This is a genomic window from Allopontixanthobacter confluentis (assembly GCF_009827615.1).
Classification (GTDB): domain Bacteria; phylum Pseudomonadota; class Alphaproteobacteria; order Sphingomonadales; family Sphingomonadaceae; genus Allopontixanthobacter; species Allopontixanthobacter confluentis.
In genome coordinates this window covers 952,519-968,216 of sequence record NZ_WTYU01000002.1, presented here as the reverse complement: position 1 = coordinate 968,216, position 15,698 = coordinate 952,519, and the positions used below count along the sequence as shown (strand labels likewise).

Sequence of the window (15,698 nt, the reverse complement as noted above, 5' to 3'; positions counted from 1 at the left end):
ATTTGGCAAGTGCCCGAGGGTTGAAGATTGTAGAAAAACGGCAGATGCGGTTTTTATGACACGTTATTGCGCGTGTATGTCTGCGGCAAATCGCCCAGCGCAGTCTCTAGCGGGCCAAGCCATTGGGCATAAGGAACCCACTGGTCCACCCCATCGCGGTTTAGGGGGCGCCGCACCTGTTCGCTCGACGCAGTTCTCACTGCCCGCCGGTTGCGGTAAAATTCCAGGCACGCATCCTCAAACGGCAGGGCGAGATATTCCAGCAGGCGGCGAACCACCACTTCGGGTTCATCGAGCAATTCCTCGTGGATTACGCGGTGGATGCGGCCCGGCAGCACCGCATCATAATGGTCCATCGCCCGGACATAATCGGCGTAATAGCGGCCAATATGGTCAAGGTCGTAGGAAAATCCCTGCCCCTTGGCGAAATGCTGGCGGAAATTGGAGAAACAGCAATCCATCGGATGCCGGCGCGCATCGATGATTTTCGCATTGGGCAAAATGGCATGGATGAACCCGGCATAGGCCCAGTTATTGGGCAGCTTGTCGATGAAATAGGGCTTGTCCGTCTTGCGCTGCACACGGGTGCGATCGAGAAATTCCGCGCCCAGTTCGGCCAGACGCGCCCGTTCCATGGCCGCCAGCGCGCCAGGCCAGTCATAGGTGCCTTCGCCCAGCGCCTTGGCTTCGCGCATGGCCATGGCGGGAATATCGGGCAATTCCATCGTGCCTTCGATCTGCGAATGGCTGGCAAGGATCTGTTCGATCAGGGTCGATCCGGCACGCGGCAGGCCAAGGATGAATACCGGATCGCAAGACGCATCGCCCCCAAGGCCATCCGTGCCTTGCAGCGCTGCCACAAATTGCGGGGTCATGATTTCGCAGACACGGTCAACCTGTGTGCTGACCCGCGCCGGATCATAGCCGAGTTCCTCGCTCCTCAGCGCATTGCCCTGGCGGTAATGTTCGAACGATGCGGTCACATCGCCCCTGTCAGCCAGTGCCTTGCCCAAGGCGAAATGCAAATGCAGCCGGTCTTCCAGCTCTGGCTCTGCGGTCAGCGCGGCTTCCATTGCGGCCACGTCATCATCTGTGAAAGCAAATGTCTTGAGGTTCGCCAGGCTCCACCACACTTCGCCAAGATCCGGCTGATTGGCCAGCGCATGGCGGTAGGCTGCCACGCCTTCATCCATCTGCCCCACGGTTTTCAGCACATGGCCGTAACTCATCCACAATTTGGCGTGTTCGGGGAAACTTTCGGTCAGCTCGCGGTACAGCGCCAGCGCCTCGTCATAATTGCCAATCCGGCCCAATGCCGCTGCCAGCAGATTGCGGTCGGACGGGCTGCCATCATCGGTCAGCAGCAGGGCTTCCAGCTGGTTCGCCGCTTCCGCAAAACGGTGCTGTTTATAAAGGACCGTCGCCAGATTGGCCTTGGCCACGGTGAAGGCCGGTGCCAGTTCCAGCGCGCGGTGCAGCAACCGTTCGGAATCTTCCAGCCGGCCAATGCGCGCGGCCAGTTCCGCCATCAGCCGAATGGCCGCAACATCGGTCGGCTGGCTGGCAAGGCGCTGGCGCAGCAGGGCTTCTGCCTGAGGCAAATCATTATGGACCATGGCAACGCCAATGTCCTGCATCTGCGGGTCATAGACGGATGCGCGGATGGCGGCGGCTTCCGCCAGTTCCGCATCGGCCGAGCGGCCTGCGCCCCGCAGCGCCTTGCCCAGCAGGCGCTGCGCCCCTGCATTATGCGGGTCGCGCGCCACCACGGTCTGAAGGTGCCTTGCCGCCGCCGCCGGGTCGCGCTGAACCAGCTCCGCAATCGGAATATTGGCCGGGGGATGGGCTGGCGGGCGGGCGGGCAGGCGGGCGGGCGATTTACCGGTCGGGCGATTGGCATCCATTCCTGCCGGTTATCATGGCTGCAGCGCCGATGGTAGGGCAATTGGGGCGGGTTCAGGCCACCGCCCGCGGCACGTGTCAATGGCCACAGATGGTCAGTCCACCTGCCGTTCGCCGCTGGCAAACAGCAGGTAGAAAACAAGGCCGAATGCAGTGACTGCCGCTGTCACCTGAAACAACAAGGCCCATGATCCGGTGGTTTCCAATATCCACCCACTTACCGCCACGCCAATAATGCCGGGAATAGTGCCTGCGGTATTGGTAATGCCCATCAACGTGCCGGCATGGCGCGGCGCAATATCCATGTGATTTACGAAAAACCCGCCAATCACAAACGCGCCCAGCGCGCTGCCAGCGGTCATGACCGCAATGGCTGTCACGGCATCCTTGATGCCGCCAACCACCATCAGCGATGCGATAATCCCGCCAAAGCCGACCAGCATCATGATCTTGCGGACCCGCGTGACAGACATGCCGCCGCCAATCATCCGGTCAGCAAAATTGCCCGCAATGTTGAGGCAGATGAAGGACGCGATATGCGGCATCATGGCGTAAATGCCGATCGAGGCATAATCCACGCCCAGCCCCTTGTTTACAAAAGTGGGCAGCCACGCCAGCAGCACATAAAGCGACCAGTTGTTGCAGAAATGGGCAACGATAATGGCCCACACCGGCATATTGGTCAGCAAGGCCCGCCACGGCGTTGCAGGCGCAATGCTGTCTGACACGGCATCAGCTTCGATCAGGGCCAGTTCCTGCGGCGATATTCTCGCCTGCGTCTGCGGGCTGGGCGCAATCCAGTACAGCCACGCAATGCACCAGACAAACCCGGTGGCGCCGAACAGGTAGAACACCCATTCCCAGCCCAGCGTGTTGACGATGACAGGCGTCGCCAGCAACGCAAAAACAGTGCCCAGCGGCAGGCCGCTATTTGAAAATGCGACCGAGCGGGACCGTTCCTTCAGCGGTATCCAGCGCGCATATTGGGCAAAAATGGCCGGGAAAGTCACCGCTTCGCCCATGCCCATTAAAATCCGCACGGTGACCAGCGCGGCTAGGCCAAAGGCCGCGGCAGGCGGGGTCAGGATGGTGAAGATCGACCATAGCAACACACCAAAACCGAGCACGATCTTGCCGCCGAACCGGTCCGCCAGTTTTCCGCCGATAATCTGTAGGAGCAGATATCCGACAAAGAAGCTGGACAGGACCAGCCCCTGCGTCGTCAGATCCCAGCCATAATCATCCACCATCGGGATGATCGCGACCGAAATGGACACGCGGTCCATGTAACAGATGAAAATGGCCAGAAATGCCATGAACACCAATTGGTGGCGTTTTTGCATCATCACCCCTCCCCAAAGATGACGGGTGCCGCCAGGTACCGGCACTATCCGCACAGCTTCTGCCATAGGCTTGCCAATCTGCCTAGCGCGCAGAACACGCGCCTTTGACCGGCCTTGGTGATTGCTTATCTGCACCAGACATGATGGTATTGCGCGGTGGATGACACAGCGCCCTATCTGATCCTGTTCGCCATCGTGCTGGGGGTTAATCTGATGCCCGCCTTCGGGCCTCCGACATGGTCGATCATCGTCCTTTACGGCATCAACACATCGTTGCCGCTGTTCATGATTGTGCTGACAGGCGCAGCGGCGGCGGCCATCGGGCGTTATCTGCTGGCAATCGCCTTCAGGCTGCTGGGGGGTCATGTGCCGCAGCGCACCAGACACAATCTGGCAGCGGCGCGGGCAGTGTTTGAACGTAACCGGCGCGGCGGCATATTGGCACTGGCGCTGTTTGCATTGTCCCCCGTTCCATCGGCCCAACTGTTCGAGGCGGCTGGCCTGACAGGCGTGCGGCTACTGGGCTTTACCCTGGCCTTTTTTGCAGGACGGCTGGTTTCCTATACAGTCTATGGTTTGAGCGCGCAGACAATCAGGCATTCGTCCCTTGGCGAGGTGTTGGCCGCAGGCCTGACCAGCCCGCTGGGCATTGCGGTGCAACTGGCGATGATTGCCGCACTGATCGCTCTGACCCGGATTGACTGGCAGAAATATCTGAATGGCCACGCCAGCAGGCAGGATTAAAAGCGGCACTGATGCCGCGGCTTATGACAAGACGAGGTGAGCGAATGTCCAATCCGTCCCTTTCCCTGACGTTCCATGGCGCAGCGCGCACGGTCACTGGTTCATGTATGCAATTCACGCTGGGCAGCCGGTCGGTGCTGGTGGACTGCGGCCTGTTTCAGGGGTCGCGCACGCTGGAAACGCTGAACAACCGGCCTTTTGCATTTGACCCGAAAGACATTGCCGCAGTCATCCTCACCCACGCGCATATTGATCACAGCGGCTTGCTGCCCAAACTGGTGGCCGACGGGTTCAGGGGGAAGATCTGGTGCACCCGGCCAACCTCTGATTTGCTGGAATATATGCTGGCGGATTGCGGGCGCATTCAGGAAGCGGATGTGGCGCGGCGCAACCGCAGGCGTGACCGCGCCGGTGAAACACCCTTCGTCCCCGCCTATACCGAGCGCGATGCGCTGGCCGCGTGGAAAATGTGCAGTCCGGTGGCGCTGGAAGAATGGTTTGAACCTGAGACCGGCTTTCGGGCACGGCTGTGGAACGCCGGGCATATTCTGGGCGCGGCATCTGCGGAACTGGAAACAGGCGGGGTCCGGATCTTGTGTTCCGGCGATATTGGCCCGGACAACAAGGCGTTCCAGCTGGACCCGGCCGGGCCATCAGGCTTTGACCATATTATCTGCGAAGGCACCTATGGCGACAGGGAACGTGAACCCATTACGCTGGAAGGGCGCCGCAGATTGCTTGAATCCGAAGTGGTTGCAGCACTGACGCGGGGCGGCAATCTGGTCATTCCCACCTTTGCGCTGGAACGCACGCAGGAACTGCTGCTGGATCTGGCTTTCCTGCTGCGCGCGGGGCGTATTCCCGATGTGCCGGTGTTTATCGATTCGCCGTTGGCCAGCCGCACCACCAGCGTTTTTGCGCGCCATGCCGCCGATCTGGAAGACACTGGCGGCATCAATATCTTTGCCGATCCGGCGTTTCATTTCACCGAAGACGTGGCCCAGTCCATGCGCCTCAATTCCATGTCAGGGGTTATTATTCTGGCCGCCTCGGGCATGTGTGAAGGGGGCCGCATCCGGCACCATCTGGTCAACAATCTCCACCGGCGCGAAGCCACGGTGCTGTTTGTCGGGTTTCAGGCCGAGGGATCGCTTGGCCGGGTAATTCTGGAAGGGGCGAAAACCGTGCGCATTTCGGGCACGGATGTGCGCGTCAGGGCGCAAATCCGCCGGATCGATTGCTATTCTGCCCATGCCGACAAGAACGAATTGCTGGACTGGATTGAAGAACGCAGCCCCATCCATGGCAGCCTTTTCCTCGACCATGGCGAGATTACCGGGCTTGAAGGGCTGCGCCGCGAATTGCAGCGGCGCAATCCGCAATTAAGCGTGCGCCTGCCTGAAATAGGCGAAACATACCGGCTGGAAGCAGGCCAGCCCGCCAAACGCAGCAAGATCGGCACGGTGGAATTGCAGGCCGCTGTCGGGCGCGACTGGCAAAATGAATATGCGGAATTCGCCACCGATCTGAAAGACAGGCTGCGCACCATCACAAATGAACAGCAGCGCCAGAAAGCCATTCGTGAAATGCGGGCCGTGCTCGACAGCTATGCGCAATATAGGGACCAGCGCAAACAGTAGGGCAATGGCGCCGAAGGCCAGCGGCGTGCATCATCCAATTGGCGAAAATTGATCCAGATCAAGGCTGGCCTGCGCATGTCAGCGCATATCAGGCAGATGCAAACAGCAATCGCCCCTGCCCCAGCCGTTCCAGAACGTCGCCAATGGTGGATTGTTCGACGGCAAAACAGCCAAGGCTGCGCCCGATCCGTCCTTGCGTGCGGACCAGATCCTGACCGACATAGGAAGCCCCGTGGACCACGATTGCACGGTCAAACGCGCGGCTGTTTACCGGGTCCAGCCCATGCAGACGGCGCGACCGGCCGTGTTTGCCCACATAGGCGGCACCGGTGAGGAAACTGCCTTGCGATGATGCGTTGGAGCCTGTCTGGTTGGAAAACTGCCGGGCCCAGCCGCTGTTGGCCGGGTCCGACCCGCGCCCATGGGCGACCAGATATGATGCATCAATCCGGCCATTTGCCACATTGACGATGCTGAAACGCATTTCGCGCGAATGGGCGGAAAAATCGACGATGCCCATGACATCGCGCGCCACCAGTTTCGGATTTTGTGCGTCCAGTGCAGCAAGCCCGCGCCTTAGAAGCAGGCTTTTTTCCTGCAGAGGCGGCCATGCCAGCGCGCGCGTGCCTGAAACCACCACTGCAGTTGCCATTACACCGCGCAAAACGCTGCGCCGGTTGATAGTCATGTGTACGATCCCGTATTCTTTCCCAAGGTTCCCCGTGTCAATATGTAGGGATAGAAGCGCCTGTTTAAACACTATGGAAGGTATGTTGCGATGAAACGTGGAATGTTTGCGATAATTGCGGCGGCCCTTTCAATTGCCGCAGCGCCGGCGCAGAACCTGTCTGACACAGCCGGTTCCAGGTGGTCCGCGACCGACATTGCCAATCTCAAACAATGGGTTGCCGCAGCCCCTGCAGATGCCTTGCCCATGCTGGCGACTGACCGGCTGGATGCCGCAATTGCGCGTGCAGACAGCGCTGACACTGACAGCCAGGCGCACGCGATTGCACTTCGTCTGGCGCAGATGCACTTGCTCGGCTGCGCCACAAAGGCTGAACGTGCCGGGTGGAACATCACCGATACCGACCGCCAGTTGGACCTTGAACCTATGCTGCGCGCCGCGCTGGCCAGCGGCACGCTGAATACTTTCTTTGCGCTGATGCGTCCGTCCCATACCGATTATTCGGCGTTGAAAGCTGCGTATCGCCTGGAAACGGATGACAACCGCCGCGATACTCTGGCGCGGAACATGGAACGCTGGCGCTGGATGCCCCGCACGCTGGGGTCAGATTATGTAATGGTCAACGCGCCGTTTTTTGAAGCGGGCTTGTGGCGCGCCGGTGAGCGAAAGGGAACATGGCGCGTCATTGTCGGCAAGGCCCGCACGCCGACGCCAGTGTTTGAAACCACCATTACCGGCGTCACCCTGAACCCGTGGTGGGAAATTCCCGCCAGCATTGTGCGCGAAAGCGTGGGCGCCCTGTTTCGCCGGAATCCTGCGCTCGCACGCCAACGCGGATATGTCCGCAGCAATGGCCGCTACCGGCAGAAACCGGGCCCGGGCAATGCGCTGGGGCTGATGAAACTGGCCATGCCCAACAGGTTCAGCGTGTTCATGCATGATACGCCCAACAAGGCATTGTTTGATGAAGATGTCCGGGCATTCAGCCATGGCTGCGTGCGCACCGACAATGCGCTGGATTATGCCGCCGCCCTGCTGGAAGGCGCCGCCACCCGCGAAGACGTGGACAAAATCGTGGCTGCCGGCAAAACCCGTACGGTCGATCTGGCGCAGCCAGTGCCTGTTTACATTACCTATTTCACAGCCGCGCCCGACGGGGCCGGAACGGTGCGGTTCCAACCGGACATTTACAGCAGGGATGGACGCATTCTGCCGCCACAGGCACCGGGAAAGGCGTGCAAGGACTAGGCCCGCTGTGAACACCGCTCGGGCGGATTTATGCTGGTATTTGCGGTGAAACCTTGGGAAAACGATGCCATGACCAACTCATCCTCCAGGATCATCATCTGCCCCCACTGCACTGCGGCCAATCGCGTGCCGACAGACCGGCTGGGTGCAGGCGGAAAATGCGGCAAATGTCACAAACCCCTGTTCGCAGGCAGCCCAATCATCCTGACCAGCGCCAATTTCGAGGCGCACGCCGCCCGCAGCGATATCCCCCTGCTGGTAGATTTCTGGGCCAGCTGGTGCGGACCATGCCTGCAAATGGCACCCGCATTCGAAGCGGCTGCCAGCCAGCTGGAACCGCTGATGCGCCTTGGCAAGCTGGATACAGAAGCGCAGCAGGCCATTGCGGGGCGCTATGCGATCCGGTCAATCCCTACGCTGATTGTCATCGCAAAGGGCAAGGAAATCGCCCGTCAATCAGGGGCCATGCCGCCATCAGCCATCGTCAGCTGGGCGCGGCAATTTGCAGGCATGGGCGCTTAAAACCGGCTAGCGCCGCATGCCGCCGGTCCATAGTTTCAGCTGTCTGCAGCCAGGGCGTTCATGGCCCGCGCCAGCTTTTCACGCACAGCAGTCGCAGCCTTGGCAAGGGCAGGATTATCAATGCCCTGCATGGATGCCACAGGGTCCACTGCGGCCACTTCCACAGTGCCATCTGCCAATTGCTGGACCACCACATTGCATGGCAGCATGGTGCCCACCTTGTCTTCCAGTTGAAGCGCTTCATATGCCAGCGCCGGATTGCATGCGCCCAAAATGGTGTAGGGCTGAAAATCGACATCGATTTTCGTTTTCAGGGTCTGCTGGATATCAATCCGGCTGATCACCCCGAACTGCTCTGCCTTCAGCGCATCCTCGGTCAGTTCCAGCGCCTTTTCGAATGGCACGTTCAGCGTGGCGGAAATATAATAGCTCATGGTCTGGTCCTGCTTAGTCTTGATGGTGAAATTATGCCGGTCTTGAGAAGAATACTGGCCAGTGCCGGTAATGTGCCCGCCGCCGCCGCCGCCAGCCAGTTGGGCCACGCCACCGGCTGAAGGTGGATGAGGGCTGCCAGCGGCCCATATTGGACCAGCAACAGGGCGCTGGCAAAACCTGCTGCCACCACCGCATTGCGGGCCGTTGTGCGGCGCGGCGCCAGTATGGTGACAAGCGTGGCCAGCGCCATGACCAGACAGACAAGCGCCATGGAACGGGCCTGTTCAATCGAATGGCCGCCCGACAGTGCCATGATGAAAACCGCCAGCAGGCCCGCACCCACCAGAATGCCAGTGCCGATGATGACAGCCCATTGCCAGGGGGTGAAAAAGGCCCCGCCATGATCATCGGCATGATTTTCCGACAGGCTGCCAGCGCCCGTTTGGAACGCCAGTATGGCAGCGGGGTGGATCAGCAATTCCAGCCATACGATGTGGGCCGGAAGATAGAGAATGGGAAAGCCCAGAAACGGAATAAGCGCGGCACTGGCGACCAGCGGCAGGTGGATCATCAGCAGAAAGGCAAAGCTCATCCGCAGATTGCGGAACAGCTGCCGCCCTTCGCTGATGGCGGCGATGATGGTGGCGAAATTATCATCCATCAGCACCATGGCGCTGACCTCGCGGGCGCTGCGGGTGCCGCGCTGCCCCATGGCAATGCCAACGTCGGCAGTGCGCAGCGCGGGCGCATCATTCACGCCGTCACCTGTCACCGCCACAATCTTGCCGATGCTTTGAAACGCCTGCACCAGCAGCACCTTCTGGGCAGGACTGGCCCGTGCCACCACGCTGACTTGCGCCAGTTCATCGGGGGTAAGCCGGGCCAGCGTCTGTTCCAGATCATCGCCCAGAATGGTCAGCCCGTCTTCAGCAATGCCTGCCTGCGCGGCAATGGCGCGTGCGGTTTGCGGATGATCGCCAGTCACCATCACCACCTGGATGCCTGCCAGCCTGGCTTCTGCGACGGCCTGCGATACCCCGCGCCTGACCGGATCTATTATCGCGACAAGACCGGCAAAGCGCAAAGCCGCTGTTGGCTCTGCGCTTTGGGCGCAAACCGTGTCCTGCATGGCGCAAGCGATGATTTTCTGCCCTTTGGCCGACAATACAGATGTTGCATCCAGCCACTGCGTGCGCGCCGCATCAGTCATGTCGCACAAGGCCAGAACGGTTTCGGGCGCGCCTTTGGTGACGCATCGCTGCGCGCCGCCGGCACTCTGCCAGCAGGCAGTTTCACGCCGGCGGCCTTCGGTAAAGGGGAACAGGGCGGTTCTGGTCCAGCCATCCTGAATTGCAGGTGAGTTTTCCAAAATCGCCAGATCAAGCGGATCACCCGATTGGGCGCGTGATGCCATGGCGGCGGTTTCCATCAGCTCCTGTATGGACATATCCTGCGCAGGCAATGCCTCGGCAAATGTCAGGCGGCCTTCGGTAATGGTGCCGGTCTTGTCGCTGCAGATGACCGACACCCGGCCGATATTTTCTACCGCCACTCCGCGCCGCACCAGCACCTTTACGCGGGCCAGACGGTACACGCCGACGCCCAGAAAAAACGTCAGCACCACGGGAAATTCTTCGGGAATGGCAGCCACCGCCAATGCTGCGGCACTGAGGAAAGCATCCACCGCGCCAAAGCCCTGCCACAGCCTGACCGCTGCCAGTAACAGGCACAGGACCAATGCCGCCAGCAGCAGCCATTTCACCAGCCGCGCCACGGCATTCTGCAATGGCGTGCGCCCCGGCGGGCCACCAATGGCGGAATGCACAATCTCGCCAAAAATTGTGTCGGGCCCGGTGAAAATCACCCTGATGGCGGCATCGCCGGTGAGCAGGCGGGTGCCCGCAAAACCCCAGTTACTGTCCTGCGCCAGCGCACCGGTGCCAAGAGCGGCCTTGCTCACAGGGTAGGCTTCCCCGGTGAGGGAGGATTCTTCCGCCTGCAGATCCGCGCCCGCCACAATCACCCCGTCTGCCGGAATGTTTTGCCCCGCGGTCACTTGCACCAGATCGCCCACCACCAGCCGTTCGGCAGGCAGCTGCGCCCATACGCCGCCGCGCAATGTGGTTGCCGTTGCCGCCAGCACGCTGCGCAGCCCCTCGATCGAGGCCTGCGTTCGGTGGTGAAGGTAAAAATCCATGCCCACCAGCGGGGCAATGGCCAGCAGCAGCACGGCCATGTCAGTATATTGGCCAAGCGCCCCGAACAGCGCGCTGGTCACCAGCAGAAACCAGATCATCGGGTCGCCCGCAGTATCGCGGGCAAGGCCAGCAAAGTTGCCGGGCGGGTCTTCCGCAATCAGGTTTGCGCCGAATTGCTGGCGCAGCGCTTCTATCTCAGTATCATCCAGCCCGCAGGATGCGTCCATTGCCGCAAAGCGCTGCCGATCGGGTGGTATCGCGCGCTTCACCTGTGTGTGTCTCCTGCCTGATCGACTCGGGTTCAGACCTGTTTTCCGATCATGTTCTGGAACGCGCGGGGCGACGTTTCCTTGATCTGGATCAACTGGCCAACCCGCGCCTGATAGCACAGCCACGACAGATTAGCGCGTGACACAGCCACCACGCCGTGCATTGCACGCCCGACAGACGCCAGCCGACAGCCGACAGCCGACAGCCGACAGGCCAATTTTGAACAAAGCCAGGATGCCATGGAACTCCAGAATTTCGATAGCGCCGCATTTCTCCGCGATTATTGGCAACAACAGCCGCTGCTCATCCGCAATCCGTGGGCCAGATGGGCCAACCCGCTGGAACCGGATGAACTGGCTGGCCTGGCGTGCGAGGAAGAAGTGGAAGCCCGCCTTGTCACCCATACAGCCGATGGCTGGCAGCTGGAACATGGGCCATTTCCTGAAAGCCGCTTTGCCCAGCTGGGCCAGAAAGACTGGACGCTGCTGGTGCAGGCAGCAGATCACCATGTGCCGCAAGTGGCCGAATTGATCGAACCGTTCCGTTTTATTCCGGACTGGCGGATTGATGATGTGTTGGTCAGCTGCGCTGCCGATGGCGGCGGGGTGGGGCCGCATTTTGACCAGTATGATGTTTTCCTTATTCAGGGTCTGGGCACGCGCCGCTGGCAGATTGGCGCCCGATGCGATGAAAATTCAGAATTGCTGGAACATGGCGACCTGCGCTTGCTGGCCCGGTTCGAAGCGACGCAGGAATGGGTGCTTGAACCCGGCGATATTCTGTATGTCCCGCCCGGTTTTGCCCATAATGGCATTGCGATAGGCGATGATTGCATGACCTATTCGGTCGGCTTCCGTGCGCCATCGCGCAGCGACCTGATCGGCAGCTGGAGCGATGATCTGCTGGAAGACATGGACGATGATGACCGTTACGCCGATCCCGGCCTTGCCAGCCAGCCCAACCCCGGCGAAATCAGCGCAGAAGCGATCAGCCGGCTCCATTCCCTCATCACCGAAAAAATGGGTGACCGCGATGCCTTTGCGCGCTGGTTTGGCCAATATAACACCACCCCCAAATATCCCGAAATGGACTGGCAGCCAGACCATGCGGCAGCCGCGCAGGACATTGCCCGGATGCTGGCAAATTCCGCGCCGCTTTGCCGCAACCCGGCCAGCCGCTTTTCCTTTATCCGGCAGAAAACGGGCGCAATCCTGCTGTTTGTGGATGGGCAGGAATATGATTGCGACAGCGAGTCCGGCGAATTTGCGCAGCAATTATGTCAGCAGACTGAGCTGGTGGCCGATCCGGCGCTGGCGTCATCGCAGCAGGTGGTCCAGCTGATCACAGCGCTGGTCAACCAGGGCAGCCTTGCCTTTGAAGAAAGTGACTGAGCGGGGCGGCTTAAGCTGGCGCTAGGCCTCTCCCTCGCGCCAGGTGCCATGGGCCAGCCCATCCAGCGACCAGTTGCCGATACTCCAGCGGATCAGCCGCAGGGTTGGATAGCCTGCTGCCGCAGTCATCCGCCGCACCTGCCGGTTGCGCCCTTCACGGATGGTCAGCTTTATCCAGCAATCCGCCACGCTCTTGCGGAAACGGACGGGCGGATCACGCGGCCACAGATCGGGCTGCATGACGCGTTCGGCCAGTGCAGGCCGCGTCATGCCGTCTTTCAGGCGGACGCCATCGCGCAGCATTTCCAGCGCCTGATCCGTTATGTCCCCCTCAACCTGCACCAGATAGGTCTTGGGCATCTTGAATTTCGGATCAGCAATCCGGGCCTGCAGCCTGCCATCATCTGTCAGCAGCATCAGCCCTTCGCTATCGCGGTCCAGCCTGCCAGCCGGATAGACGCCGGGGACATCGATGAAATCGGACAGCGTCTGGCGCGGGCCCTGCGCCAATTGCGCCGGCTGCGTGCCGGTGTCGGTAAATTGGGAAAGCACACCGAACGGTTTGTTGAACAGGATCAGCCGCGCCATGGTGCTCGCTCCGTCATTTCAAAACCCTGTTCATTGCTGTCTGGACCCGCCATTCGGTCTAGAACGCATCGTGGGTAAAATCCACGGCAGATGGCAGGCGGCACACTGATTGACCCAGATCAATGACGGCCATGGCGCAAACCCGCCACATGGCGCTGCGCTTCATTTCCGTGCGCGGCCACTGGTGAAACCGGTCAATGCAACACATGCGACTGTCTGGACATGCGCCTGGTGAAAAACACGCCATTTTTGACAGCCTGGCGCCATGCGATGTCGCCCGGCTTTCCGCCGCAGCGCAGACCTGCGACCTGGCATCGGGCGATACCCTGATCGAGGAAGGTGAAGATCTGGACCGGGTCTTTATCGTCGAGACAGGGGCGCTCAAGCTCAGGAAATCCACCCGTGACGGCAGGCAGCAGATTTTTGCCTTTGCCTTTGCAGGCGATCTGATCGGCAGGCCCTTTGCGTGCAAATTCCGCCACGGTGCTTATGCGCTGGGCCCGTCACGGCTGCTGGCGTTTCCGGCCGCAGAATTTGACCGGCTGACGCGTCAGAACCCAGTATTTCTGGCCAGTATCGCGCGGCTTGCCTTTGCCGATCTGGATGCGTGCAGACGCTTGAGCGTGCTGCTGGGACGCAAGCATGCCGACGAGAAAGTAGCATCGTTTTTCGTGGAACTGGCCCGCTGGCAGGGGCAGACCAGCGCCCTGCGTTCCGGGCGGCGCCTGTCGATTGCACTGCCGATGAGCAGACAGGACATGGCCGATTTTCTGGGCCTGACGATCGAAACCGTCAGCCGGCAGGTGTCCGCCATGAAAGATGCCGGAATGATCGAATTTCCGGGCCGGTGCCGGGTCACCATTCTGGACCCGATGGCTGTGCTGGAAACCGCCGGATAATCGAAAAGGCCGGATAATCGAAAAGGGCGGATAATCGAAAAGGGCGGATAATCGAAGCAGGCGTAAAAGCCGCGACTTAATTTCCCTGAATTGATCCAGATCAATGCGCATCAGCCCGCCGCCATTAAAAAGGCCGGGAAATGAGGGGGCTGTTCCATAATGGAAACATCAATTGCAAAAATAGGGCTGTGGTTTGCCCTGCTGATCCTTGCCATTCTGGCGGTCGCTGGCGCGCAAGACACTGGGTTTGCCGTGCATATGTGGATTTTTGCCGCTGTTGCCTTTGGCGGCATGTGGGTCACGGCGGTGCGCTATGATCCGCTGGCGCGGGTGCAGGGCATTTTCCGGATGCCAACAGACCCCTCCCGCTATGATGATGACCCGATCCGCTGGGGCGTCATCGCCACCATGTTCTGGGGCGCGGCGGGCTTTCTGGCGGGCCTGTTCATTGCCTTGCAACTGGCCTTTCCGGCGCTTAACTTCGAACCCTATCTCAATTTTGGCCGGGTCCGCCCGCTGCATACGTCTGCGGTGATTTTTGCCTTTGGCGGCAATGCCCTTATCGCCACCAGCTTCTATGTCGTGCAGCGCACCTGCCGGGCGCGGCTGGCCTTTCCTGCCCTCGCCCGCTTTGTGTTCTGGGGCTATCAGCTGTTCATCGTGCTGGCCGCCAGCGGATATCTGCTGGGCGTCACGCAGTCGCGCGAATATGCCGAGCCTGAATGGTATGTCGATATCTGGCTGACCATTGTCTGGCTCAGCTATGCCGCCGTATTCATCGGCACCATCGTGCGGCGCCATGAACCGCACATCTATGTGGCGAACTGGTTCTATCTCGCCTTTATCCTGACCGTGGCGATGCTGCATGTGGTCAATAATCTGGCCGTGCCGATCAGCTTCCTGGGATCGCGCAGCTATAGCGCCTTTGCCGGGGTGCAGGATGCGCTGACCCAGTGGTGGTATGGCCATAATGCCGTCGGCTTCTTCCTGACGGCAGGCTTCCTGGCGATGATGTATTATTTCGTGCCAAAGCAGGCAGAACGGCCGGTCTATTCCTATCGCCTGTCGATCATCCATTTCTGGTCGCTGATCTTCCTCTATATCTGGGCCGGCCCGCACCATTTGCATTACACTGCCCTGCCCGACTGGGCGCAGACGCTGGGCATGGTGTTTTCCATCATGCTGTGGATGCCCAGCTGGGGCGGCATGATCAACGGGTTGATGACGCTGAACGGCGCGTGGGACAAGGTCCGCACGGACCCCATCATCCGCATGATGGTGATGGCGCTGGCATTTTACGGCATGAGCACATTTGAAGGGCCAATGCTGTCGATCAAATCGGTCAATTCCCTGTCCCATTATACTGACTGGACCATCGGCCATGTCCATTCCGGCGCGCTGGGCTGGAACGGCATGATCACTTTTGCCTGCGTCTATTACCTCGTCCCGCGATTGTGGAAGCGGGAGCGGCTCTATTCGCTGCGAATGATCAACTGGCACTTCTGGCTGGCGACCATCGGCATCGTTTTCTACGCGGCATCCATGTGGGTGGCGGGCATCACCCAGGGCCTGATGTGGCGCGAATATGGCGCTGACGGCTATCTGGTGAACAGCTTTGCCGATACGGTTTCGGCGCTGCACCCGATGTATCTGATGCGCGCCTTTGGCGGCTTTCTCTACCTGACCGGCTTCGTCATCATGCTGGTGAATGTGTGGAAGACCATCACCGGCTGCATCCGCATCGAAGCGCCGATGAGCGATGCCGCTTTCGATCCTGAAAAGGACCGGCCCATCACCTCAGGCCGCCCCGCTGCCATTCCCGCTGAATAG

Annotated in this window: 14 protein-coding genes; 7 read left to right on the top strand and 7 right to left on the bottom strand. The window is 60.3% G+C overall.

The features are described from left to right. Positions 1-53: 53 nt before the first annotated feature. Both GRI44_RS12965 and GRI44_RS12960 read right to left on the bottom strand, forming a co-directional pair. Complete coding sequence (locus tag GRI44_RS12965; protein WP_160602155.1) at positions 54-1,904, bottom strand: tetratricopeptide repeat-containing sulfotransferase family protein; 1,851 nt, start codon at positions 1,902-1,904, stop codon at positions 54-56. A 93-nt stretch (positions 1,905-1,997) separates the two neighbouring features. Beyond that, positions 1,998-3,248, bottom strand: coding sequence for an ACS family MFS transporter (locus GRI44_RS12960; protein ID WP_160602154.1), 1,251 nt, complete (start codon positions 3,246-3,248; stop codon positions 1,998-2,000). 153 nt (positions 3,249-3,401) lie between these two features. Here GRI44_RS12960 and GRI44_RS12955 point away from each other — a divergent pair, with 153 nt between their 5' ends. Then, positions 3,402-3,989, top strand: coding sequence for a hypothetical protein (locus tag GRI44_RS12955; RefSeq protein WP_332872422.1), 588 nt, complete (start codon positions 3,402-3,404; stop codon positions 3,987-3,989). A gap of 44 nt (positions 3,990-4,033) precedes the next feature. Further along, positions 4,034-5,629, top strand: coding sequence for an MBL fold metallo-hydrolase RNA specificity domain-containing protein (locus GRI44_RS12950; RefSeq protein ID WP_160602153.1), 1,596 nt, complete (start codon positions 4,034-4,036; stop codon positions 5,627-5,629). Between the two features lie 88 nt (positions 5,630-5,717). Here GRI44_RS12950 and GRI44_RS12945 read toward each other — a convergent pair whose 3' ends face one another. Beyond that, positions 5,718-6,317, bottom strand: a complete 600-nt coding sequence (locus GRI44_RS12945; protein ID WP_160602152.1) for a murein L,D-transpeptidase catalytic domain family protein — start codon at positions 6,315-6,317, stop codon at positions 5,718-5,720. A 90-nt stretch (positions 6,318-6,407) separates the two neighbouring features. Here GRI44_RS12945 and GRI44_RS12940 point away from each other — a divergent pair, with 90 nt between their 5' ends. Further along, positions 6,408-7,565: a L,D-transpeptidase family protein gene (locus GRI44_RS12940; RefSeq protein WP_160602151.1), complete on the top strand. Its 1,158-nt coding sequence runs from the start codon at positions 6,408-6,410 to the stop codon at positions 7,563-7,565. 30 nt (positions 7,566-7,595) lie between these two features. Further along, entirely contained in the window at positions 7,596-8,087 is a 492-nt protein-coding gene (gene trxC / locus GRI44_RS12935; RefSeq protein WP_408609202.1) for a thioredoxin TrxC, read from the top strand. A gap of 35 nt (positions 8,088-8,122) precedes the next feature. On the opposite strand, the gene GRI44_RS12930 is transcribed toward trxC, so the two are convergent. From GRI44_RS12930 to GRI44_RS14090, 3 genes are read right to left on the bottom strand one after another with little or no spacing between them, the layout of a single operon-like run. Then, positions 8,123-8,521: a DUF302 domain-containing protein gene (locus GRI44_RS12930; RefSeq protein WP_160602150.1), complete on the bottom strand. Its 399-nt coding sequence runs from the start codon at positions 8,519-8,521 to the stop codon at positions 8,123-8,125. Continuing rightward, complete coding sequence (locus GRI44_RS12925; RefSeq protein ID WP_202386341.1) at positions 8,518-10,989, bottom strand: cation-translocating P-type ATPase; 2,472 nt, start codon at positions 10,987-10,989, stop codon at positions 8,518-8,520. The genes GRI44_RS12930 and GRI44_RS12925 overlap by 4 nt, the downstream gene beginning before the upstream one ends. 32 nt (positions 10,990-11,021) lie before the next feature. Then, a complete protein-coding gene (locus GRI44_RS14090; RefSeq protein WP_269801004.1) occupies positions 11,022-11,153 on the bottom strand; it encodes a hypothetical protein in 132 nt (43 codons plus the stop codon). 76 nt (positions 11,154-11,229) lie between these two features. Here GRI44_RS14090 and GRI44_RS12920 point away from each other — a divergent pair, with 76 nt between their 5' ends. Continuing rightward, positions 11,230-12,381 carry a cupin domain-containing protein gene (locus tag GRI44_RS12920; RefSeq protein WP_160602149.1) on the top strand — a complete coding sequence of 384 codons (1,152 nt, stop codon included), beginning with the start codon at positions 11,230-11,232 and terminating at the stop codon, positions 12,379-12,381. Between the two features lie 21 nt (positions 12,382-12,402). Here GRI44_RS12920 and GRI44_RS12915 read toward each other — a convergent pair whose 3' ends face one another. Continuing rightward, positions 12,403-12,969 carry a pseudouridine synthase gene (locus GRI44_RS12915; protein WP_160602148.1) on the bottom strand — a complete coding sequence of 189 codons (567 nt, stop codon included), beginning with the start codon at positions 12,967-12,969 and terminating at the stop codon, positions 12,403-12,405. A 206-nt stretch (positions 12,970-13,175) separates the two neighbouring features. Between GRI44_RS12915 and GRI44_RS12910 the strand changes: the two genes are divergently transcribed. After that, on the top strand, positions 13,176-13,868 hold the full coding sequence (locus GRI44_RS12910; protein WP_160602147.1) for a Crp/Fnr family transcriptional regulator: 693 nt from the start codon (positions 13,176-13,178) through the stop codon (positions 13,866-13,868). Positions 13,869-14,027: 159 nt separating this feature from the next. After that, positions 14,028-15,698, top strand: a complete 1,671-nt coding sequence (gene ccoN, locus GRI44_RS12905) for a cytochrome-c oxidase, cbb3-type subunit I (protein ID WP_160602146.1) — start codon at positions 14,028-14,030, stop codon at positions 15,696-15,698.